General features: G+C 72.9%; 20 protein-coding genes. 4 read left to right on the top strand and 16 right to left on the bottom strand.

The genetic code is table 11. The annotated features are described in order from the left end of the window. Window positions 1–122: 122 nt before the first annotated feature. Window positions 123–2,642, bottom strand: coding sequence for an ATP-dependent Clp protease ATP-binding subunit (locus tag ACH4EB_RS30705; protein ID WP_398351275.1), 2,520 nt, complete (start codon window positions 2,640–2,642; stop codon window positions 123–125). A 509-nt stretch (window positions 2,643–3,151) separates the two neighbouring features. Here ACH4EB_RS30705 and ACH4EB_RS30700 point away from each other — a divergent pair. After that, window positions 3,152–3,853 (top strand): SCO3374 family protein, encoded by a 702-nt coding sequence (locus ACH4EB_RS30700; RefSeq protein ID WP_398351273.1) that lies wholly within the window; start codon window positions 3,152–3,154, stop codon window positions 3,851–3,853. Here the strand turns inward: ACH4EB_RS30700 and ACH4EB_RS30695 are convergent. The 11 genes from ACH4EB_RS30695 to ACH4EB_RS30645 form a co-directional block, all read right to left on the bottom strand. After that, on the bottom strand, window positions 3,784–4,116 hold the full coding sequence (locus tag ACH4EB_RS30695) for an Lsr2 family protein (RefSeq protein ID WP_073760606.1): 333 nt from the start codon (window positions 4,114–4,116) through the stop codon (window positions 3,784–3,786). The genes ACH4EB_RS30700 and ACH4EB_RS30695 overlap by 70 nt on opposite strands. 156 nt (window positions 4,117–4,272) lie before the next feature. Continuing rightward, on the bottom strand, window positions 4,273–4,791 hold the full coding sequence (locus ACH4EB_RS30690) for an amino-acid N-acetyltransferase (RefSeq protein WP_398351271.1): 519 nt from the start codon (window positions 4,789–4,791) through the stop codon (window positions 4,273–4,275). 9 nt (window positions 4,792–4,800) lie between these two features. Beyond that, window positions 4,801–5,337, bottom strand: coding sequence for a BlaI/MecI/CopY family transcriptional regulator (locus ACH4EB_RS30685; protein ID WP_398351324.1), 537 nt, complete (start codon window positions 5,335–5,337; stop codon window positions 4,801–4,803). A 246-nt stretch (window positions 5,338–5,583) separates the two neighbouring features. Next, window positions 5,584–5,763, bottom strand: coding sequence for a hypothetical protein (locus ACH4EB_RS30680; protein ID WP_398351270.1), 180 nt, complete (start codon window positions 5,761–5,763; stop codon window positions 5,584–5,586). Window positions 5,764–5,809: 46 nt separating this feature from the next. Continuing rightward, window positions 5,810–6,433, bottom strand: a complete 624-nt coding sequence (locus ACH4EB_RS30675) for a hypothetical protein (protein WP_398351268.1) — start codon at window positions 6,431–6,433, stop codon at window positions 5,810–5,812. A 197-nt stretch (window positions 6,434–6,630) separates the two neighbouring features. Beyond that, a complete protein-coding gene (locus tag ACH4EB_RS30670) occupies window positions 6,631–7,428 on the bottom strand; it encodes a type III pantothenate kinase (protein WP_398351267.1) in 798 nt (265 codons plus the stop codon). Window positions 7,429–7,433: 5 nt separating this feature from the next. After that, entirely contained in the window at window positions 7,434–8,450 is a 1,017-nt protein-coding gene (gene nadC, locus ACH4EB_RS30665; protein ID WP_398351266.1) for a carboxylating nicotinate-nucleotide diphosphorylase, read from the bottom strand. Further along, window positions 8,447–10,369, bottom strand: coding sequence for an L-aspartate oxidase (locus ACH4EB_RS30660; protein WP_398351265.1), 1,923 nt, complete (start codon window positions 10,367–10,369; stop codon window positions 8,447–8,449). The genes nadC and ACH4EB_RS30660 overlap by 4 nt, the downstream gene beginning before the upstream one ends. Next, window positions 10,366–11,445 (bottom strand): pantoate--beta-alanine ligase, encoded by a 1,080-nt coding sequence (panC, locus tag ACH4EB_RS30655; RefSeq protein WP_398351264.1) that lies wholly within the window; start codon window positions 11,443–11,445, stop codon window positions 10,366–10,368. Before panC ends, ACH4EB_RS30660 begins: the two co-directional genes overlap by 4 nt. Then, entirely contained in the window at window positions 11,442–12,422 is a 981-nt protein-coding gene (locus tag ACH4EB_RS30650) for a Rossmann-like and DUF2520 domain-containing protein (RefSeq protein WP_398351263.1), read from the bottom strand. The genes panC and ACH4EB_RS30650 overlap by 4 nt, the downstream gene beginning before the upstream one ends. Before the next feature lie 134 nt (window positions 12,423–12,556). Next, window positions 12,557–12,982, bottom strand: coding sequence for a hypothetical protein (locus ACH4EB_RS30645; RefSeq protein WP_398351262.1), 426 nt, complete (start codon window positions 12,980–12,982; stop codon window positions 12,557–12,559). Window positions 12,983–13,637: 655 nt separating this feature from the next. Between ACH4EB_RS30645 and ACH4EB_RS30640 the strand changes: the two genes are divergently transcribed. Continuing rightward, window positions 13,638–14,750 carry a DUF5937 family protein gene (locus tag ACH4EB_RS30640; protein ID WP_398351322.1) on the top strand — a complete coding sequence of 371 codons (1,113 nt, stop codon included), beginning with the start codon at window positions 13,638–13,640 and terminating at the stop codon, window positions 14,748–14,750. A gap of 98 nt (window positions 14,751–14,848) precedes the next feature. Here the strand turns inward: ACH4EB_RS30640 and ACH4EB_RS30635 are convergent, their stop codons facing one another. Together ACH4EB_RS30635 and ACH4EB_RS30630 are read right to left on the bottom strand one after the other, a co-directional pair. Next, a complete protein-coding gene (locus ACH4EB_RS30635; protein ID WP_398351261.1) occupies window positions 14,849–15,535 on the bottom strand; it encodes a response regulator in 687 nt (228 codons plus the stop codon). A 453-nt stretch (window positions 15,536–15,988) separates the two neighbouring features. Continuing rightward, window positions 15,989–17,200 (bottom strand): sensor histidine kinase, encoded by a 1,212-nt coding sequence (locus ACH4EB_RS30630; RefSeq protein ID WP_398351260.1) that lies wholly within the window; start codon window positions 17,198–17,200, stop codon window positions 15,989–15,991. Window positions 17,201–17,388: 188 nt separating this feature from the next. Here ACH4EB_RS30630 and ACH4EB_RS30625 point away from each other — a divergent pair, with 188 nt between their 5' ends. Together ACH4EB_RS30625 and ACH4EB_RS30620 are read left to right on the top strand one after the other, a co-directional pair. Next, the gene (locus ACH4EB_RS30625) at window positions 17,389–18,486 is read left to right on the top strand and encodes an SAM-dependent methyltransferase (protein WP_398351259.1); all 1,098 of its coding nucleotides are present in this window, start codon (window positions 17,389–17,391) and stop codon (window positions 18,484–18,486) included. 313 nt (window positions 18,487–18,799) lie between these two features. Further along, entirely contained in the window at window positions 18,800–19,942 is a 1,143-nt protein-coding gene (locus ACH4EB_RS30620; protein WP_398351257.1) for an NADH-quinone oxidoreductase subunit D, read from the top strand. Window positions 19,943–20,071: 129 nt separating this feature from the next. Here the strand turns inward: ACH4EB_RS30620 and ACH4EB_RS30615 are convergent, their stop codons facing one another. Further along, a complete protein-coding gene (locus tag ACH4EB_RS30615) occupies window positions 20,072–20,641 on the bottom strand; it encodes a DUF4232 domain-containing protein (RefSeq protein ID WP_398351255.1) in 570 nt (189 codons plus the stop codon). Between the two features lie 254 nt (window positions 20,642–20,895). Then, entirely contained in the window at window positions 20,896–21,444 is a 549-nt protein-coding gene (locus tag ACH4EB_RS30610; RefSeq protein ID WP_398351253.1) for a TetR/AcrR family transcriptional regulator, read from the bottom strand. Window positions 21,445–21,485: the final 41 nt, after the last annotated feature.

The following is a 21,485-nucleotide window of genomic DNA, read 5'->3' as shown; positions in this document are numbered from 1 at the left end:
CGGGCGCCCCGTACCACCATCGGATACGACAACGCCGCGGCCCGGAACCTGTTTCCAGGTCCCGGGCCGCGGCGTGAGCCGTACCGGTCAGGCGCGGGGCGCCCGGCCCGCACGGCCGGGCGTCAGGCGTCCTTCGACAGGTCCGGGCCGCCGGCCGCGGACTCGACGGGCGGGGCGTCCGGCAGGGCCGCCTTCTCCTCGCCGCGGAAGGTGAACTTGGCGTTCTCACCCTCACCCTCGATGTCGACGACCACGATGTGGCCGGGGCGCAGCTCGCTGAAGAGGATCTTCTCCGAGAGAGCGTCCTCGATCTCGCGCTGAATGGTCCGGCGCAGCGGGCGGGCGCCCAGCACCGGGTCGTAGCCGCGCTTGGCGAGCAGCTTCTTGGCCTCACCGCTGAGCTCGATGCCCATGTCGCGGTCCTTCAGGCGCTCGTCCACCTTGGCGATCATGAGGTCGACGATCTGGATGATGTCTTCCTCGGTGAGCTGGTGGAAGACCACGGTGTCGTCGACACGGTTGAGGAACTCGGGCCGGAAGTGCTGCTTCAGCTCTTCGTTGACCTTGTTCTTCATCCGCTCATAGCTGCTCTTGGTGTCGCCCTGGGCGGCGAAGCCCAGGTTGAAGCCCTTGGAGATGTCCCGGGTCCCGAGGTTGGTCGTCATGATGATGACCGTGTTCTTGAAGTCCACCACCCGGCCCTGGGAGTCGGTCAGCCGACCGTCCTCCAGGATCTGCAGCAGGGAGTTGAAGATGTCGGGGTGGGCCTTCTCCACCTCGTCGAACAGCACGACCGAGAACGGCTTGCGGCGCACCTTCTCGGTGAGCTGGCCGCCCTCCTCGTAGCCGACGTAGCCGGGAGGCGAGCCGAAGAGCCGGGAGACCGTGTGCTTCTCGCTGAACTCCGACATGTCGAGGGAGATCATCGCGTCCTCGTCGCCGAAGAGGAACTCGGCGAGCGTCTTGGACAGCTCGGTCTTACCGACACCGGACGGACCGGCGAAGATGAACGAGCCACCGGGGCGCTTGGGGTCCTTCAGACCGGCCCGCGTACGGCGGATGGCCTGCGAGAGCGCCTTGATGGCGTCCTTCTGGCCGATGACGCGCTTGTGGAGCTCGTCCTCCATCCGCAGCAGCCGCGAGGACTCCTCCTCGGTGAGCTTGAAGACCGGGATGCCGGTCGCCGTGGCCAGGACCTCGGCGATCAGCTCGCCGTCGACCTCGGCGACGACGTCCATGTCGCCGGCCTTCCACTCCTTCTCCCGCTTCGCCTTCGCGGCCAGGAGCTGCTTCTCCTTGTCGCGCAGGCCCGCGGCCATCTCGAAGTCCTGCGAGTCGATCGCGGACTCCTTCTCCCGGCGCACGTCGGCGATCTTCTCGTCGAACTCGCGGAGGTCCGGCGGCGCGGTCATCCGGCGGATGCGCATCCGGGAACCGGCCTCGTCGATCAGGTCGATCGCCTTGTCCGGCAGGAAGCGGTCGGAGATGTAGCGGTCGGCCAACTGGGCGGCCTGGACCAGGGCCTCGTCCGTGATGGAGACGCGGTGGTGCGCCTCGTAACGGTCGCGCAGGCCCTTGAGGATCTCGATGGTGTGCGGCAGCGACGGCTCCGCGACCTGGATGGGCTGGAAGCGGCGCTCCAGGGCCGCGTCCTTCTCCAGGTACTTGCGGTACTCGTCGAGCGTGGTCGCACCGATGGTCTGCAGCTCGCCTCGCGCCAGCATGGGCTTGAGGATGCTCGCGGCGTCGATCGCGCCCTCGGCGGCGCCCGCACCCACCAGGGTGTGGAGCTCGTCGATGAACAGGATGATGTCGCCGCGGGTGCGGATCTCCTTGAGCACCTTCTTCAGGCGCTCCTCGAAGTCACCGCGGTAGCGGGAGCCGGCGACCAGGGCGCCCAGGTCCAGGGTGTAGAGGTGCTTGTCCTTGAGGGTCTCGGGCACCTCGCCCTTGACGATGGCCTGGGCCAGGCCCTCGACGACCGCCGTCTTGCCGACGCCGGGCTCGCCGATGAGGACCGGGTTGTTCTTGGTACGGCGGGACAGCACCTGCATGACCCGCTCGATCTCCTTCTCGCGCCCGATGACCGGGTCGAGCTTGGTCTCGCGAGCGGCCTGCGTCAGGTTGCGGCCGAACTGGTCCAGGACGAGCGAGGTCGAGGGGGTGCCCTCGGCCGGGCCGCCGGCGGTGGCGGCCTCCTTGCCCTGGTAACCGGAGAGCAACTGGATGACCTGCTGCCGCACCCGGTTCAGATCGGCGCCCAGCTTCACCAGGACCTGGGCGGCGACGCCCTCGCCCTCGCGGATCAGGCCGAGCAGGATGTGCTCCGTACCGATGTAATTGTGGCCGAGCTGAAGGGCCTCGCGGAGCGACAGCTCCAGGACCTTCTTCGCACGGGGGGTGAAGGGGATGTGGCCGGACGGGGCCTGCTGCCCCTGGCCGATGATCTCCTCCACCTGCTGGCGGACCGCCTCGAGCGAAATCCCGAGGCTCTCCAGGGCCTTAGCGGCGACACCCTCACCCTCGTGGATCAGGCCCAGGAGGATGTGCTCGGTGCCGATGTAGTTGTGGTTGAGCATCCGGGCTTCTTCCTGAGCCAGGACGACAACCCGCCGCGCACGGTCGGTGAACCTCTCGAACATCGTTAATCGCTCCTCAGAGCGGTCAGGCAGTTAGGGGTCGGTCCCCTCCCTGTCCTTCCGCATGCTAGTCCCGTGGGACGGGACAGCTCATTCCAACTGCCGACATCCGTCCGGATCACCCCCGCGACGGCGGGGAAATCTGCTGCCGAACAGCCGACATCTGCTCCAACCCGATGGTGCGAGACGATGTTCCCGCAGGCCAGGCATATACGCCCCGGGCCAGTACGCCCGTGGCGAACGCACCCGTCACCGACACGCCCGCCCGGAGCCCGCCGCCGCTCCGCGAAACGCGCTGCGCACGCCCCTGCGCCGTCTCTCCCCACTGGGGGTTTCTTACCCGCCGCCACGGACAGTCCATGCGGCGCGGGCCCGTTCCATCCGCTATGGGCGAACACCCGAGCGCCGGCGAATGCGCCGTCACGCCCCCGCACACCCCCTTCCGTGGCGACAGTACGTACCCGTATGTCAACCAAGCGTAACTTCTCGGGGATTCGCGAGTTGCTCCCGGTATGCCCGTCGCGCTCCCGCGCTCCCGTTTCCCCCTCGCCGCCGTACGGCACTGGTACGAGGACGAGCTGCGCTGGCCGACCACCGGCACGGAGCCGGTGGAGCTGCTGACCGGGGTGCGCTTCGACGCCCTCGACCTGCCCGCCGACGCCGGCCGGGCCGTGCTGGGGCGGGTGGGCCCCACGGGGCCCGTGGCGATCGACCGCAGTGGCTCCGCCGGTCCCAGGATGCTCGTGCTCGTGGCCGCGGGCGCCGCGGAGGAGCTGCCGGAGCTTCTGGAATGGCTGGAATGGGGCTCACTGGGGCTGGATCTGACCGCGCGCGGCACCGGGGACCGGATGCCCGCGCCGGCACCGCCCCCGCCGTCACCGCGGACGAGGTGGCCGTACGGATCCGGTCCACGGGAGGCCGCCGGGTGGGTGCGGCCTCCCGAGCCGGGACGCGAGGTCGAGGCGACTCTGCCCACCACGGGGACAGGGGCAGGGCGCGGGGGCCGCGGTGTTCCCCTCGCGGATCGCCAGGGGCGCGCCCCCGACCTCGTACGACTCGTGAGCGCGGCGGCCACGGAATGCCACCGGGCCCGCTTGTTGCGCGGTCGTCAAGCTCGAAGACAAACGGATTGCGGGTACGACGGTCAGCCGTTCGCCTTCTCGAACGCCTCACGGATCTCCGCGGGCACACGGCCGCGGTCATTGACGTTGTAGCCGTTCTCCTTGGCCCATGCGCGGATCTTCGCGGTGTCCGGGCTGCCGCCGGAAGACGCGCGCGCCTTGCCGCGGCCACCGGAACGGCCACCGGTCTTGCGGCCCGCCTTCACGAACTCGGCCAGCGACTCACGCAGCTTCTGCGCGTTGTCGTCGGACAGGTCGATCTCGTAGGACTTGCCGTCGAGAGCGAACGTCACGGTCTCATGGGCCTCGCCGCCGTTGAGGTCGTCGACAAGAAGAACCTGAACCTTCTGTGCCACCGGTTTCCCTTTCATCGAATGCGGATTACGACGGAAAGCAAACCGCTTTTCCGGGGAAAACACAAACCCCTGGGTAGGGTTCAGTTGCTCCGCAGCCGGGGAACGCTTGCTTCCACAGCTATGAGATAGGGGCGCGATTCGGACATAGAAGGCCGATCACAGGTGCAGAAGCATCCGGCTGTTGCCCAGGGTGTTGGGCTTCACTCGTTCGAGACCGAGGAACTCGGCAACGCCCTCGTCATAGGAACGCAGCAGCTCGCTGTAGACATCCCCGTCGACGGGCGTCTCACCGATCTCCACGAACCCGTGCTTGGCGAAGAAGTCCACTTCGAAGGTGAGGCAGAAAATGCGCCGCACTCCGAGCCAGCCCGCGGTGCGCAGCAGCTTGTCGAGGACTTGGTGACCGACTCCGGTGCCCTTGTGCCGCGGGTGCACCGCCAATGTGCGCACCTCGGCCAGGTCTTCCCACATGACGTGCAGCGCCCCGCAGCCGACGACCTCGGCGTCCTCGTCCCGCTCGGCGACCCAGAACTCCTGGATGTCCTCGTAAAGCGTCACGGTGGCTTTGTCGAGGAGGATGCCGTCCGTGGAGTAGGCGTCGATGAGCCGGCGTACGGCCGGTACATCGCTGGTCCTGGCACGGCGGACGGTGAGTCCATTAGTCAGCGGCGGCATGGCGCGACGCTATCGCCCCGGGTCACCCGATCCCGCCGCGGGTACTTCCCCCGCGTCCGCAGCCGCCTCTTCGGCCTGTTCCGGGGGGCCGGAAGGTTCCCGCGCGCGTTCCGCGGCCGGTTCGCCGGCGCGTTCCCCGGGGGCCGGCCGTTCCGCCGGTACGGGCGGTTCGCGTTCGTCGCGGGCGGCCCGCGGCGGGGCCGGTGCGGGTTCCGCCGGTTCGTCGCCCTGCACCATACGGACGGCATCCCTGAGGGCATGGCGCTGTTCCGGCGACATCATCCCGAAGAAGGCCACCAGGGCCGCCGCGGGGTTGTCACTCGCGGACCACGCTTCGTTCATCAGTGCGGCCGAGTAGGCGGCACGAGTGGAGACCGCCTCATATCGATAGGCGCGCCCTTCGGCTTCCCGCCGCACCCAGCCCTTCTGATGGAGGTTGTCCAATACGGTCATCACCGTTGTGTAGGCGATCGACCGTTCCTTCTGCAGATCTTCCAGGACTTCCCGAACGGTGACCGGGCGGTTCCACTCCCACACCCGCGTCATGACCGCGTCTTCCAGATCACCCAAGCGTCGTGGCACACCAGCACAATAGTGGGAGATGTCGCGAATGCCGGTTCTTACCCGGTTGATTTACCCCGGAAAAAGGCGATACGGCCCGAGATGCGCAATCTCGGGCCGTACAGGACGTGTGCGGTACGCACGGCCGGCCAGGCCGCCGAACGGATGGACGAACACCGTCGGGGTCCGGGGCCGGGCGGGAGCGGCCGGGGCGGGCCCGGCCGGCGCCGGTCAGGCGCTGTGGGCCTTGGGCTCCTGGCGCGCGCCCTCGGCGCGGGCCAGCGCGGCGTCGACCGCCGCGTCCTCCTTGGACTTGTTCTCCCCGCCCTGGCTCTTCACGATCGTCACGATGAGCGCGACGAACGCCACGGCCATCACCATGGGCGGTACCAGCGCTGCGACGTAATCCATGACCAGGGGCCTCCTTCGGGAGTGAGGCTTCCAGAGTACGCAGCGCTCACGCGGACCGGGCCGCGGGGGGCGGCACGGGCTTGCGGCGCGGCGGGAAGACCTCGCCCGGCGTGGGCACGGGGCGGCCGGGGCGCGGCGGCCTCGGCTGCGGGCCCGGCGCGGGCCGCGGGGCGGGCTCGGGCTCCGGCTCGTCCGCGGTCCTGCCTCCCGGGAGGGCGTGCAGACGGGCCCGTACGGAGCGCTCGGCGAGGCTCTCGCAGCGGCGCAGCAGGGCGGTACGGCGCGCGTGCTCGGCCGGCCCCTGCTGCCGCACGCCGCACAGGGAGCGCAGGGCGGCGAGGTCGGCGGGGCCGGGGTCGTAGCCGACCGCCAGGGCCTCCTGGAGCTGCCCCAGATAGCCCTGGGAGGAGCCGGGCAGGGCCTCCCGGTAGCGGGCGAGGTCGGCGAGGAGAAAGGCCCGCAGCCGCCCGCCCTCGCGCGCCGCCTCGTCCACCGCCTCGGCCAGCCGCAGGTACTCCTGGACCTCTTGGGCGCCGTCGGCGTCGTAGCCCGCCGGGGCACCGGTCGTGTGGCGCGTCGGCTGGAGAGCGGCGGCGAGCGCGCGCCGCAGGACGCGCAACTCGTCGGCGCTGAAGGCCATACCGCCGCGTGATCCGTATGGCATAGGCATGGGCCGACCTTACGCCGACGCCGGACAAAATCCGCTTAACACCATTAGAAAGTCGCAAGTGACGCGTAACTCACTTTAAGCAACAAAAGCCACTTCAGGCTGAACGATGCCCATAAGACGCTCGACCGGACATTTCACGCCATGGGTGCGCACGGTCCGGGCGGGCCCACCCGACGGGTCCGCCCGCCCCGTACGGCTCAACCCCGGGGAACGTTGCGCTCGTACACCAGGCGCAGACCGATCAGCGTGAGCCACGGCTCGTGCTCGTCGATGACCGAGGACTCGCCGAGCACCATGGGCGCCAGCCCGCCGGTGGCGATCACCGTCACGTCGTCCGGGTCGTCCGCCAGCTCCCGCGCCATGCGCTGGACGACACCGTCCACCTGCCCCGCGAAGCCGTAAAGGATGCCGGACTGCATGGCCTCGACGGTGTTCTTGCCGATCACGCTGCGCGGCCGGGCCAGCTCGATCTTGCGGAGCTGGGCGCCCTTCACGCCGAGCGCGTCCACCGAGATCTCGATGCCGGGCGCGATCACGCCGCCGACGTACTCGCCGCGCGCGCTGACCGCGTCGAACGTCGTGGCCGTACCGAAGTCGACCACCACGGCCGGACCGCCGTACAGCTCCACGGCCGCCAGCGCGTTGATGATCCGGTCGGCGCCGACCTCCTTCGGGTTGTCCATCAGGATCGGCACGCCCGTCTTGACGCCGGGCTCGACCAGGATGGCCGGGACGTCCCCGTAGTAGCGCCGGGTGACCTCGCGCAGCTCGTGCAGGACCGAGGGGACGGTGGAGCAGATGGCGATGCCCTCGATGCCGTCGCCCAGTTCCTCGCCCAGCAGCGGGTGGGTGCCCATCAGGCCCTGAAGGAGCACCGCGAGTTCGTCGGCGGTGCGGCGGGCGTCGGTGGAGATCCGCCAGTGCTCGACGATCTCCTCGCCGTCGAACAGGCCGAGGACGGTGTGGGTGTTGCCTACGTCGATGGTGAGCAGCATCTGCGTCAGCGCTCCTCACGCAGGTCGAGACCGATGTCGAGGACCGGGGAGGAGTGGGTGAGCGCGCCCACGGCCAGGTAGTCCACACCGGTTTCGGCGTAGCCGCGGGCGGTGTCGAGGGTGAGCCGTCCGGAGGACTCCAGGACCGCCTTCCCGGCCACCAGCGCCACCGCCTCGCGGGTCTGCTCGGGGGTGAAGTTGTCCAGCAGGATCAGGTCGGCGCCCTCGGCGAGGATCGGCGGGATCTGGTCCAGCCGGTCGACCTCCACCTCGATCGGCACGCCCGGGAACCGGTCGCGTACGGCCTTGAACGCCTCGGCCACGCCGCCCGCCGCGACGACGTGGTTGTCCTTGATCAGGGCCGCGTCCGACAGCGACATACGGTGGTTGACGCCGCCGCCGCAGCGCACCGCGAACTTCTCCAGGGCGCGCAGTCCGGGCGTCGTCTTGCGGGTGTCGCGGACCTTGGCGCCGGTGCCCTCCAGGACGTCGGCCCAGGCGCGGGTGGCGGTGGCGATGCCGGACAGGCGGCACAGCAGGTTCAGGGCGCCGCGCTCGCCGGTCAGCAGGTCGCGGGTGCGGGTGGTGACGCTGAGCAGCTTCTGGCCGGCCTCGACGCGGTCGCCGTCCTCGACGTGCCGCTCGACCTCGAACTCCGCGGTGCACACGATGGACAGCACCGCCTCGGCGATCCGCAGTCCGGCCACGGTGCCCGCCTGACGGGCGGTGAAGTCGCCGGTGGCGACGGCGTCTTCGGGGACGGTGGCGACGGTGGTGACGTCCACGCCCCCGTCGAGGTCCTCCTCGACGGCCAGGTGGGCGATGTCCTCGACCTGTACGGGGTCCAGCCCGGAGGCGGCCAGGAGGGCCGCGAGGTCGGGGTCCAGGCCGCAGGCGAGCGGGTCGGGTTCGTACCCGCCGCCGCAGCCGCAGGAGTCGCCGCAGCCGCCTTCCGCGACCGGGTCCGCGTCCTGGCCCGGCCGGTCGATCTGGTGCAGGGAGAGGTCGTCGGGGGTGCTCACTGGGTCGGCTCCGTTTCGGGCGCGGGTGCGGCGGTCGTCGCGGGGAACGCGGCGGTGTCGGTCGTACGGATGTGCAGGCTGTGCGGCAGGCGGTGGGTGACCCGGAAGTGGCGCTGCCAGGTGGCGTCGTCCCGGTCGGCGTGGTCCTCGCGCCAGTGGCAGCCGCGGGTCTCCTCGCGGCGCAGCGCGCCGGCGACCAGCACCCTGGCCACCAGGAGCAGGTTGGTGGCCTCCCACGCCTCGACACCGGGCTCGGCGGGCTTGTGGCCGTCGGTGGGGGCCGGGGTGGTGGCGGGGGCCGGTTCGGCGGTGGCGGTGGCCGGTTCCGGGGCGGTGGCCGCTTCGGCGGTGCGCTGGAGCCGGGCGAGGGCGGTGGCGGCCTCGGCGAGGCTGGCGGCGGAGCGCAGCACGCCGGCGCCCGCGGTCATGATCCGCTGGATCACGGGCCGCGTCTCGGGGGCGAGCAGCGGTACGGGGACGGCGGCGGGCGCGACGGCGGGGCCGGGACGGCGGGCGGGCGCGGCCGTGATGGCGTCCGCGATGCGCTCGGCGAAGACCAGCCCCTCCAGGAGGGAGTTGGAGGCCAGCCGGTTGGCGCCGTGCACGCCGGTGCACGCGACCTCGCCGCACGCGTACAGGCCCGGCACGGTGGTCCGGCCGTACAGGTCGGTCCGTACGCCGCCGGAGGCGTAGTGCGCGGCGGGCGCGACCGGGATCGGCGCGGTGACCGGGTCGATGCCGTGGGCGCGGCAGGCGGCGAGGATGGTCGGGAAGCGCTGCTCCCACATGGCGGCGCCGAAGTGCCGGGCGTCCAGGTACATGTGTTCGGTGCCCTGTTCCTGGGCGCGGCGCGTGATGGCCTTGGCGACGATGTCGCGCGGGGCCAGCTCGGCGAGTTCGTGCTGCCCGAGCATGAAGCGGACGCCGTCGGCGTCCACCAGATGGGCGCCCTCGCCGCGTACCGCCTCCGAGATCAGCGGCTGCTGGCCCTCCGCGTCCGGGCCGAGGTAGAGCACCGTCGGGTGGAACTGGACGAATTCCAGGTCGGAGACCTCGGCGCCGGCGCGCAGCGCGAGGGCGACGCCGTCGCCGGTGGAGACCGCCGGGTTGGTGGTCGCGGCGAAGACCTGGCCCATGCCGCCGGTGGCCAGGACCACCGCGGGGGCGTGCACCGCGCCCACGCCGTCGTGCTGGCCCTCCCCCATCACGTGCAGGGTGACACCTGCCGTACGGCCGTCGGCGTCCGTGAGCAGGTCCAGGACGAGGGCGTTCTCGATGGTGCGCAGGCCCTGGGAGCGGACGGCGTCGACCAGGGCGCGGGAGATCTCGGCGCCGGTCGCGTCGCCGCCCGCGTGCGCTATGCGGCGGCGGTGGTGCCCGCCCTCACGGCCGAGGGCTATGTCGTCGGTGCCGGGCGCGGTGTCGAAGCGCGCGCCGGTGGCGATGAGGCGGCGGACGGCGCCCGGACCTTCGGTGACCAGGACCCGTACGGCGGCCTCGTCGCACAGCCCGGCGCCCGCGACGAGGGTGTCCTCCAGGTGCTGCTCGGGGGTGTCGCCCTCGCCGAGCGCCGCGGCGACGCCGCCCTGGGCCCAGCGCGTGGAGCCGTCGTCCAGGCGGGCCTTGGTCACCACGACGGTACGGCGGCCGGCGGCAGCGCAGCGCAGCGCAGCGGTCAGGCCCGCGACCCCGGAGCCGACCACGACGACATCGGCCTCGATGGACCAGCCGGGGGCGGGCGCCTGGAGGCGGGGGGTGGGGGTGGCGTGGCCGGTGGGGGTGTTGTGATCGGCGGGGTCGGCGGGGTCGGCGGGGTTGGCGGGGTGGCTGGTGGGGTCGGTGCTGTGGTGGGTGCCGGGGCCAGTGGGGCCGGTGTCGGTGCCGTTGGGGCCGGGGCTGGTGGGGCCGGTGCCGTTCATCGGGGCGCTCCGAACGTGAGGCGAATGTTGTCGATGAGGCGGGTGGTGCCGACCTTGGCGGCCACCGCGAGAACGGCCTCCCCCTCGTACGCGTCCGCAACCTCGGTGAAGTCGGACGGGTCGACGAGCGCCACGTAGTCGAGCACCAGCGGCGGGTCGAGACGGGCGGCGTCCTCCAGGACCGTACGGGCCGCCGCGCGCGCCACCGAGGGGCCCCGCGGCGGGGTCGCGGCGGCGTGCGCGAGGGCGTGCGCGTCGGCCGCCGCGCGGTCCTCCCCGAGGGCGGCGAGCGCCGCGGAACGGTCGTGCGCCCGGTGGGCCGGGTGCGCCGCGTACGAGGCACGGTCCCGCAGGGTCTCCTCGGCGGCGAGCCGGTCCCGGGCCGCGAACAGGGCCCGGGACAGCACCGACGCGGTACGCCGCTCCGTCTCCGAGAGGTAGCGGTTGCGGCTGGACAGGGCCAGGCCGTCGTCCTCACGGACGGTGGGGACGCCGACGATCCGTACGTCGAAGTTCAGATCGGCCACCATGCGCTCGACGACGGCCAGTTGCTGCGCGTCCTTCTGGCCGAACAGGGCCACGTCGGGGCGGGTGAGATGCAGCAGTTTGCCGACGACGGTCAGTACGCCGTCGAAGTGGCCGGGCCTGCTGGCCCCTTCCAGAAGGTCACCCATGGGGCCGGCGCTTATTCGGACCTGCGGCGCGCCGCCCGGGTAGACCTCGCCGGCGGAGGGCGCGAAGACGGCGTCCGCGCCGGCCGCGCCGGCCAGCGCGAGGTCCGCCTCCAGGGTGCGCGGATAGCGGTCGAGGTCCTCACCGGCGCCGAACTGGAGCGGGTTGACGAAGACCGTGACGACGACCTGCCCGTCGGGGCCGACCCGCTCGCGGGCGGCGCGGACCAGCGCCGCGTGCCCCTCGTGCAGGGCGCCCATGGTCATGACGACGGCCCGCTGACCGGAGGAGCCGGAGGGGCCGGAGGAGCCGGAGGGGCCGGAGGGGCCGGAGGGGCCGGAGGGGCCGGACAGGGCACGCAGTTCGGCCGCGGTGTGCACCAGACGCGTGCGCGGGGCGTTCATCGGTCGCCTTCTTCGGGGTGGCCGGTGGGGGGATCGTCGGGGCCCGGTCCCTCCTGGCCGCCGGCGGCGGCGTTGCCGACGTTCGCCAGGACGCCCAGCAGGTCCTCGGCCAGCTCCGGCTTCAGCAGGCCGTGCGCCAGGGCGCGGTCGGCCGTCGTACGGGCCATGGCGAGATACCCCGCGACGCTCTGCGGCGCGTGCTTGCGCAACTCCGCGACGTGCGCGGCGACGGTGCCCGCGTCCCCGCGGGCGACCGGACCGGTCAGGGCCGCGTCCCCGGAGCGCAGCGCGTTGTCCAGGGCCGCGCCCAGCAGCGGGCCGAGCATCCGGTCGGGCGCGCCGACCCCGGCCTCCCGCAGCAGTTCCATGGCCTGTGCCACCAGGGTGACCAGGTGGTTCGCGCCGATGGCGAGAGCCGCGTGGTAGAGCGGGCGGGCGCCCTCCTCGATCCACTCCGGTTCCCCGCCCATCTCGATGACCAGCGCCTCGGCGGCCATCCGCAGCGGCTCGGGCGCCGTGATCCCGAAGGAACAGCCGGCCAGCCGCTGCACGTCGACGCGCGTACCGGTGAAGGTCATGGCGGGGTGCAGGGCGAGCGGGAGGGCGCCGGCGCGGGTCGCCGGATCGAGGACGGCCGCCCCGAACCGCCCCGACGTGTGGACGAGCAACTGGCCCGGCCGTACGGCGCCGGTCTCGGCGAGGCCCGCGACGAGTCCCGGCAGGGCGTCGTCGGGCACCGTGAGCAGCACCAATTCGGCGCGCCGGAGCACCTCGGCCGGGGGGACGACCGGCACGTCGGGCAGGAGCGCCGCCGCGCGCCGTACGGAGGCGTCGGAGACACCGGACACGGCGACCGGCCGGTGCCCGGCGAGCTGGAGTGACGCGGCGAGGGCAGGGCCGACGCGACCTGCGCCGACGACTCCGACGGTCAGCCGGGCGGGGCGGTCCTGGGCCTCGGTGGGTGGGGTTGTGTTCACGCGGCGATGGCCTTCCGTTCCAGTCCGCGGGGGGTACCGGACGATTCGTTGGCCATGCTACGCGAGTGTTTCCGGCGCTCTTGAGAGCCGTACGCAGGGTGAGACGGGCGTCTCGAACCGCGCCGCCGGGCGCGTTACCGGCGGTTTTCCACAGGCCCGGCGGAGGCGCGCGAGGGTTGTCCACAGGGGTCGCCGAGACGGGCGGGACCCGGCATGGTGGGTGTGGAGGCGGAAGCGGAGGACGGATCGAGGGGAGGGTGGGACAGCGGCTCGGCCGGGGCGGGGTGGACGGTCCGGTGCGGGGACACGGTCCGGTGCGGGCGGTCGGTCCGGTGAGAGTGAACGGGGCGTACCGGCCGTCGGGCGAGGGCTCGGCGTACGGCACGGCGGATGCGGGCCAGGGGGCGGTCTCCGGGGGCGGTGACCACGGCCTGGAAGCGCAGCCACCGGCGTATCTCCCGTACGACCTGGGCATCGCCGGCACCAGGGAGGACGGGGGCGCTCTCGCCGCGCTGGGCGGCACGGTAGGCGTCGAGCATGTGCTGCTGGGATGCGTTCATGGCCACCACAGTGGGGCTGCCCGGCGGCAGGTGCCCCATCGATTGACGGGAGCCGTCAATCGACGACACCGCAGGTCGTGGGCTCACGCAGGATTGATGCCGGGGGTGGGGTGGGGGGGGAGGGTGGGGAGTGCTGCCCCGGGCGGGTGGCCTGTGCCGGGTGGGCCATCCCGGGCGGGGGGTGGGCTGTGCCGGGCGGGGCGGCTCCGGCGGGTGGCCTGTGTCGGGCGGGTGGGCCACCCCGGGCGGCTCGGGCGGGCTGCCCTGGGCGGGGCGGGGCAGGCTGGGCAGGTCAGGCCGGGGCGAGCTGTGTCCAGGCGAGCTATGCCGGGTGGGGGGGCGGGGTGGGCGAGGGGAGGGGGAGGGGAGGGCCCCGGAAGGCGAGAGTCACGGCCCCCTGAAAACGGGAGTCGAGGGGGCGAGGACCACGGGCGCGCAATGCGAGCGCTCGGGCCGGGACACGAGCCGGACCAGACGTGAGCCGGACCGGACATGGACCGGACCAGACGTGAGCCGGACCGGACATGGACCGGACCAGGCACGGTCCGGACCAGGCACGGTCCGGACCGGACATGGACCGGACCGGCCATGAGCTGAATGACATGTGCGGCATCAATGCCGCACGCGGAGTGGGAACGGGGAGAGATACATGAGTGTGTGGATCGACGTCGCGGGGCTGCCCGCAGAGCGGATGGTGTTCAGCCCTTCGCCGCTCGCCGAGCTGGGTTCCGCCCTGCACGCGCTCGCCGAGCCCGGCCACCACCCCGGTCTGGACGGCTGGACGACCGCGACGGCCGGTGCGCTCAAGCCCGACCTGGCCGACCGGCTGTGCGACGCGGACTTCCTGTGGGGGCCGACATTCTCCGACGTGACGATGCCGTTCGCCGCGCTGGCGGACACCGCCGGGCAGCCCGGCGCGACGCTCACCGAGGACCTGGACCTGCTCGACCGGCTCGACGACGAACTGTTCGTGAACGCCGCGCTGGAGATCAACTGCACCAGCGCGTACTGCCGCGGCGGCCCGTCGCCGCTGGTGGACGCCGAGTCGCGGCAGCGGGCGCTGGAGCGGGCCACCGCGCGCGGCCCCCAGCAGGCCGGCTTCGCGCAGCGGCTGCTCGCCGACCCGCCCGCCGTACGGGCCTGGATCCGCCGGCTGCTGGAGGACTGCGAGCAGGCGTTCTTCGCGGACGTCTGGCAGCGGGTACGCGTCCACCTCGCCGCGGACGCGCGTCACAAGTCCGAGGTGCTGCGCCACAAGGGCCTGGTGGAGGCGCTGGCCGAGGTGTCGTCCGCGGTGACCCTGGACGAGCCGCGGTCGCGCATCGTGGTCGACAAGCTGTCCCACGGCCACGGCACGGCCGTGGACCCGGCGGTCGGCACCGGGATCACCTTCGTCCCCACCTCGTTCGGCTGGCCGCACCTGAGTGTGCTGCACGCGCGGGGCTGGCGCCCGGTGATCCACTACCCCGTCGCGGCCCCCGAGCCGACCGGTTCCGCCTCGGTCGCCCTGGTCGAGTCCCGGCTCGAAGCGCTCGCCCACCCGATGCGGATACGGATGTGCCGCCACCTGGCCCGCACCGCCTACACGACCGGGGAACTGGCCACCGCGCTCGGCATCTCCGCGCCGGAGGTGTCCCGGCACCTCGCCGTCCTCAAGAAGGCCGGACTGCTCCAGACCCGCCGCCGCGGCCGGTACGTCCTGCACCAGTTGGATGTCCGGGTGGTGGCGCGCCTGGGCAGCGACTTCCTGGAGGGCGTGCTGCGCTGACGAGCGGCCGGGGTGGTGCGCCCACGGCTGGGCCCGGGCCCCGGGTGCGCCCACGGCTTGGCCCCCGGTCCCGGCCCGGCACCCGGGCCCGTACGCCCTTACGCCCCCGCGCCGCCCCCGGCCCGTACGAGCCCCGTCTCGTACGCGAGCACCACCGCCTGCACCCGGTCCCGCAGCTCCAACTTGGTGAGGATCCGGCCCACATGCGTCTTGACCGTGGCCTCCGACAGCACGAGCCGCGCCGCGATCTCGCCGTTCGAAAGCCCCTGGGCCACCAGCAGCAGCACCTCCCGCTCGCGCTCGGTGAGCCGTCCGATCTCCGGCCGGACCGGCTCGGCGGCGGTCGTCGGCAGCATCGGCGTGAACCGGTCCAGCAGTCGGCGGGTGGTCGAGGGCGCGACCACCGCGTCGCCGCTCTGGACCGCGCGGATCGCGGCGAGCAGTTCGCTCGGCGGCACGTCCTTCAGCATGAAACCGCTGGCCCCCGCCTTGAGCGCGGAGAAGGCGTACTCGTCCAGGTCGAAGGTGGTCAGGATGAGCACCTTCGGCGCGTCCTCCTGCTGCCCGCCCGCGCAGATCCGGCGGGTGGTCTCCACGCCGTCCAGGTGCGGCATCCGCACGTCCATCAGGATCACGTCGACCTTGGTGGACCGCAGCACCTCCAGGGCCTCCACCCCGTCACCGGCCTCGGCGACGACCTCCATGTCGGGCTGGGCGGCCAGCACCATGCGGAAACCGGTGCGCAGCAACATCTGGTCGTCGACGAGCATCACGCGGACAGTCATGGCAGGGGGTCCCTTTCAACGGCGGTGCGGGTGGCGGAGCCGGTGGTCCCGGCGCCGGGAGGGCCGGCCGACGACGGCGCGGCAACAGGGTACGTACGGGAGGAGCCGCACCGGAGCGGACGGCCGACGGAGGGCCACAACGGCTGGGTGGACGGGCGGTAGGGGCCGGGCGTACGACGAGCGGTAGCGGCCGGGCACACGGACGCAGCGGACGGGCCGAAGCGGACAGAGGGGCAGACGCCAACGGCCGGGCGGACGAACAACGACAACGGCCGGGCACGCGGGCCGAACCGGACGGGCCACACCGGACAGACCGCGGCACACGCACCCAGCACACGCCCCCCAGCACACGGACCGCCAACCGCCCGGACCGCCAACCCAGCCGACCCCCGGCCCACCGACCCACCAACCGGCCCCACCCGAAACAGCCGAACCCCCCACCCCCGCCCCGCCTCACTGCCCCGACTTCAGCGGCAGGACCGCGCGGATCCGGAAGCCTCCTCCCGGCCGCGGCCCGGCGTCCAGGCTGCCGCCGACCATGCCGACGCGTTCGCGCATGCCGATGAGGCCGTGGCCGAGGCCGTCCGTCCCGCCGCCCTCGTACAGCTCGTGCCGGGCGCCGCGCCCGTCGTCCTCGACCAGCAGGTCCAGCTCGGCGTCCTGGTACGCGAGACGGACGGTGGCGCCGACGTCCGGGCCGCCGTGCTTGCGGGTGTTCGTCAGCGCTTCCTGCACGATGCGGTACGCGGTGAGTTCGACGCCGCTGGGCAGCGGGCGCGGTTCGCCCGCCACCTGGAAGTCGACCGGCAGGCCGGCCCCCCGCACCTGGTCGATCAGGTCGGCGAGCTGCTCGACGCCGGGCTGCGGTACGTACTCGCCGCTCTCGGGCTGTTCGCCGGTGCGCAGCACGCCGAGCAGCCGCCGCATCTCGGCCAGCGCCTGCCGGCCGGTGCCGGAGATCGTCTCCAGGGCCTGCTTGGCCTGCTCGGGCGCGGCGTCCAGGACGTAGGCGGCGCCGTCGGCCTGGACCACCATCACGGAGACGTTGTGGGCGACGACGTCGTGCAGCTCGCGGGCGATGCGGGCGCGCTCGGCGGCCACCGCGATCCGCGACTGCGTCTCGCGCTCCTTCTCCAGCCGGGCGGCCTTCTCCTCAAGCTGGGCCCAGTACGCGCGGCGGGTGCGGACCGAGTCGCCGAGCACCCACGCCAGCACGAAGGGGACGGTGAGCAGGCCCATGATGAACAGCCCTTCCCACAGGCTGCGCTGTGGGGCCTGGCCGTTGCTGAAACGGACCGTGCAGAGCGAGGGGCCGATCAGCGCCCCGATGAGGGCGGTGCGTGAAGCCCAGCGCCTGGTACCCGAGGCGACCGTGTAAATGGTCGCCAGCATCGCAAAGTTGGACACGTTGGGCGGCACGTCGAACGTGACCTGGCAGATCCCCACCAGGATGGCCAGCAGCATCATCTTCTCGGGCGCCTTGCGCCGCAGGGCGACGGTGAGGCACATCGCGGGGACGACGAGGGCTTCCAGGATCGTCTTGCGGTCGCTCTGGACATCCACCGACGCCACCAGCATCAGACAGTTGAACCCGAACAGGAGGACGGCCCAGAAGGTGTCCACCCCTGTCGGATGCCTGCGGAAGAAGTCGTAGAGACGCTGCACGTCACCCAGCGTAGGCAGGGCGTATAGGTGTACGGGTCAACCGGACGGGCGATCCTCGGGGACGGGAGTACTCCGCAAGGTGGAGACGGGCCTGCCACCGGCGCCGACGGCCCTGTTCGGCGGCCATGTGCGGGGGGGGGGCGGCTCCATGGCGTACGCCGCCGCCGGGGCCCGCGTACCGTGGTGCGGTGACACACGACTGGAGCGGCTGGCGGGACGCGACGGAACGGGCCCTGTACGGCCCCGGCGGCTTCTACGCCGATGGCGACGGGCCGGGCCCCGCCGGCCATTTCCGTACCTCCGTGCACGTCTCTCCCCGCTACGCCGAGGCGCTCGCCACGCTGCTGTGCCGCGTCGACGCGTCCTTGGGCCGTCCGGCGGAGCTGGCACTGATCGATGTGGGCGCCGGGCGTGGCGAACTGCTGAGCGGGGTGCTGGCGGCGCTCCCCGAGCCGGTGTGCGCTCGCGTGCGCCCGTACGCCGTCGAACGCGCCCCCCGGCCCGCCGGTCTCGACGGCCGTGTCACCTGGCTCGCGGAGCTGCCCGCGCCCGGCTCCCTGACGGGTCTGCTCTTCGCCAACGAGTGGCTCGACAACGTCCCCGTCGATGTCGCCGAGACCGACGAGGACGGTGTGCCGCGGTACGTGCTGGTCCGCCCGGACGGTACCGAGCGCCTCGGCGATCCGGTCACCGGCACGGACGCCGAGTGGCTCATCCGGTGGTGGCCCCTGGAGACCACCGTTCCGGGCCCGCACGCCCCTGCGAACCCGCGCACCCCTGCGGACCCGCGCGCCGCTCCGGGCCCCGGCGCCTCCCGCGCCGCCGCTCCCGCTCCCGCCCCCGGCCTGCGCGCCGAGATCGGCCGGCCGCGCGACGCCGCCTGGGCCCGCGCGGTCAGCACCTTGCGCGCCGGGCTCGCCGCCACCGCCGACTACGCGCACACCCGCGACACCCGCCCGCCCTTCGGCACCCTCACCGGCTTCCGCGAAGGCCGCGAGGTCCGCCCCGTACCCGACGGCACCTGCGACATCACCGCCCATGTCGCCCTCGACGCCTGTGCGGGCCCCGGTGCCGAACACCTCACCCAGCGGCAGGCCCTGCACGCCCTCGGCGTGGCCGGCAGCCGCCCGCCGCTCGCCCTCGCGTCCAGTGACCCGGCCGCCTACGTACGGGCCCTCGGCTCGGCGGGCGCGGCGGCGGAGCTGACCGATCCGGCCGGTCTGGGTTCCTTCGGCTGGCTCCTGCAACCGGTCGGCGGCGGCTGTACGGGCCTGCTCACCCGGTGATCCCGGGCGGTGCCGCCGCGGCTCGGGCGGTGCCGCCGCGGCCTCGGCCCGCACCATCGGCGGACCTGCTCACCCTCGGCGGTCCTGCTCCCCCGGTGCCCTCGGGCCCGAGCCGTACCGGCACCCGCCCCGCGCCACCAACGCCACCGGCCTGGCCCCCACCCCGCGCCCGTCACCGCCCCCGACCCAGCCCGGCCCGACCGCCCCGTTCCGACCGGCCCGACCCGACCAGCCCGACCCGGCGCCCCCATGGCCCCGCAGTGACCGCTGGCCGCCGCCCGCTCCCGCCCGGCCGAACTGCAAGACTGTCCCCATGACGGAGACCACGGTCGGCATCGGCGGCGCGGCGGAGAGCACCGACATGGTGCTGAACATCGGCCCGCAGCACCCCTCCACGCATGGCGTGCTGCGGCTGCGCATCGTCCTGGACGGCGAGCGCATCCAGCACGCCGAACCCGTGATCGGCTATATGCACCGCGGCGCCGAGAAGCTCTTCGAGGCGCGCGACTACCGCCAGATCATCATGCTCGCCAACCGCCACGACTGGCTGTCGGCGTTCTCCAACGAGCTGGGTGTGGTCCTCGGTGTGGAGCGGATGCTCGGCATGGAGGTCCCCGAGCGCGCCGTGTGGACCCGTACGCTGCTCGCCGAGCTGAACCGGGTCCTCAACCACCTGATGTTCCTCGGCTCCTACCCCCTGGAGCTGGGCGGCATCACGCCCGTCTTCCACGCCTTCCGCGAGCGCGAAGAGCTCCAGAACGTGATGGAGGAGATCTCCGGCGGCCGGATGCACTACATGTTCAACCGCGTCGGCGGCCTCAAGGAGGACCTGCCGGCCGGCTGGCTCGGCCGCGCCCGGCACGCCGTCTCCGAGGTCCGCTCCCGGATGGACGTCTTCGACCGGCTGGTCCTCGGCAACGAGATCTTCCGCGGCCGCACCCGCGGCATCGGCGTACTGAGCCGCGAGGCGGTGCACGCGTACGGCGTCTCCGGGCCGATCGCCCGCGCCTCCGGCGTCGACTTCGACCTGCGCCGCGACGAGCCGTACCTCGCGTACGCCGAACTCCAGGACACGCTGAAGGTGGTGACCCGCGAGGAGGGCGACTGCCTGGCCCGCTTCGAGTGCCTGCTGGAGCAGACGCACAACTCCCTGGATCTGGCCGACGCCTGCCTGGACCGGATCGCGGAGCTGCCGCCCGGCCCGATCAACCAGCGTCTGCCGAAGGTCCTGAAGGCCCCCGAGGGCGCGACCTACGCCTGGACCGAGAACCCGCTCGGCATCAACGGCTACTACCTGGTCTCCAAGGGCGAGAAGACCCCGTACCGCCTCAAGCTCCGCTCGGCGTCGTACAACAACATCCAGGCGCTGACCGAACTGCTGCCGGGGACGCTCGTCGCCGACATGGTCGCCATCCTCGGCTCACTGTTCTTCGTGGTCGGCGACATCGACAAGTAGCCGGAGCCGGGCGGGAGACGGCACCGGGCGCAAGACGGCGCCAAGCGGGAGACGCGGCCAGGCGGCAGACAGGGCCAAGCGGAAGACGCCACCGGACGTGACACGAGGCCGTACAGCGCGATCCGGAAGCTACGTACGCGGCTTCGGTTTCGGCTTCGGCCCCTCCCGGTGCCACGCCGTGATGCCCAGCTCGCCGGTGGTCCCGAGGTCGATCAGCTCCCGGACGAGCTGCGGGCGCCCGCCGCCCTCGGCCGGGGTGAGGGCCAGGAACGCGCCGTTCACGGCGGGGCCCGTCACGTCCGTCACGCGGTTGCGCCACATGAGTACGGCCCGGACGTGCTCGCCCGGCCGGAGCGTGACGGTCTCCGGGCCGACGTCGTCCACGACGTCCGAGCCGTGGTCGACCTGCACGTCCAGCGGCTTGCGGTCCTCGTCCAGGACCCGGACGCCCGCGTAACCGTTCACCTGGTACGGGCGCTTCCCGCAGTTGGTCAGGGTGATGCCCATCGCGCGGGTGCCCATGGCGGCGTCCACCCGGGAGCCCTTGATGACGACGCCGTCCTCGGGGCAGGCGGGCGCGGTCCGGGAGGGCGCGGGCTTGGCCGGCGGCACCTGTGCCTCGGGCTCGGCCCCGGCCGCGCAGCCGGTCCCGGCGAACGCCGCGACGCCCAGCACGGCCGCCAGCAGCGTCCGCGTCACCGGCCGGGCCGCTCTCCTGGTGCCCGCTCCTGCCACTGCCCCACCCCGCGTCCGGCCCGGCGCCCGCGGGTCCCCGTACGGTGTGCGGTGTCCGGCGTGCGGCTGCTCATGCTGATCAAGTCGGCGCCAGCGTACCCGTACGGGAACGGCGCCGGCCCGGGCGCCCGCGCCGCCCGCATCCGGGCCTGTCACGCCCCGGACAGCGCCCGGCACTCCGCCGCCCGCCCCGCCAGGCGGGGCCGGGCCGGGCTGGGTCACGCGGCCGCGAGGAGGGCGGACGCCACCGCCTTGGCGCGGTGCGCGGGTGCCGCCGAGCGTTCGCGCAGGGCGGTTACCTGGGCTCCGTCGATCAGCAGGACGAGTTGCTCGGCCAGCTCCCGGGTGCCGTGCGCATACCCGGCCGCGGTGAGCAGTTCGGCGACGTACGAGGTCATCGTGCGCTTGTGGGCGGCGGCCGCACGGTGCGCGGCGCTGGCCGGGTCCGCGATCTCGACCATCGTGTTGATGGCGGCGCAGCCGCGGTAGTCGTCGGAGGAGAAGCGTTCGGCGAGGGCGTCGAAGAGGGCGAGCGGTGTGCCGCCGCGCTCGGCGACCGCGGCGTGCAGCCAGTCGAACCAGCGCCGGCCGTACCCGTCGATCATGGCTACGACCAGGTCGTCCTTGCTCGCGAAGTGCCGGTAGAACGAGGCCCGGCCCACCCCCGAGGTGGCGAGCAGCCGCTCCACGCCGACGGCGCGGATGCCCTCGGCGTAGAAGAGGTCCTCGGCTGCCCTGACGAGTCGTTCCCGGGCGTTGGTCGGCATACGGCCACGATAGCCAACCTTGACTCCATACGGAACCGATC

This window comes from Streptomyces sp. NPDC018045 (genome assembly GCF_044327445.1).
In the GTDB taxonomy this organism is placed as follows: domain Bacteria; phylum Actinomycetota; class Actinomycetes; order Streptomycetales; family Streptomycetaceae; genus Streptomyces.
Note: the sequence above shows the minus strand (reverse complement) of the source record. Positions and strands in the feature narration are given on the sequence as shown.

Coding starts and splice junctions, on each gene's coding strand:
- ACH4EB_RS30705 (WP_398351275.1), bottom strand. CDS start 2,642: ATGTTCGAGAGGTTCACCGACCGTGCGCGGCGGGTTGTCGTCCTGGCT.
- ACH4EB_RS30700 (WP_398351273.1), top strand. CDS start 3,152: ATGCCCGTCGCGCTCCCGCGCTCCCGTTTCCCCCTCGCCGCCGTACGG.
- ACH4EB_RS30690 (WP_398351271.1), bottom strand. CDS start 4,791: ATGCCGCCGCTGACTAATGGACTCACCGTCCGCCGTGCCAGGACCAGC.
- ACH4EB_RS30685 (WP_398351324.1), bottom strand. CDS start 5,337: ATGACGCGGGTGTGGGAGTGGAACCGCCCGGTCACCGTTCGGGAAGTC.
- ACH4EB_RS30680 (WP_398351270.1), bottom strand. CDS start 5,763: ATGGATTACGTCGCAGCGCTGGTACCGCCCATGGTGATGGCCGTGGCG.
- ACH4EB_RS30675 (WP_398351268.1), bottom strand. CDS start 6,433: ATGCCTATGCCATACGGATCACGCGGCGGTATGGCCTTCAGCGCCGAC.
- ACH4EB_RS30670 (WP_398351267.1), bottom strand. CDS start 7,428: ATGCTGCTCACCATCGACGTAGGCAACACCCACACCGTCCTCGGCCTG.
- ACH4EB_RS30660 (WP_398351265.1), bottom strand. CDS start 10,369: ATGAACGGCACCGGCCCCACCAGCCCCGGCCCCAACGGCACCGACACC.
- panC (WP_398351264.1), bottom strand. CDS start 11,445: ATGAACGCCCCGCGCACGCGTCTGGTGCACACCGCGGCCGAACTGCGT.
- ACH4EB_RS30645 (WP_398351262.1), bottom strand. CDS start 12,982: ATGAACGCATCCCAGCAGCACATGCTCGACGCCTACCGTGCCGCCCAG.
- ACH4EB_RS30635 (WP_398351261.1), bottom strand. CDS start 15,535: ATGACTGTCCGCGTGATGCTCGTCGACGACCAGATGTTGCTGCGCACC.
- ACH4EB_RS30620 (WP_398351257.1), top strand. CDS start 18,800: ATGACGGAGACCACGGTCGGCATCGGCGGCGCGGCGGAGAGCACCGAC.
- ACH4EB_RS30610 (WP_398351253.1), bottom strand. CDS start 21,444: ATGCCGACCAACGCCCGGGAACGACTCGTCAGGGCAGCCGAGGACCTC.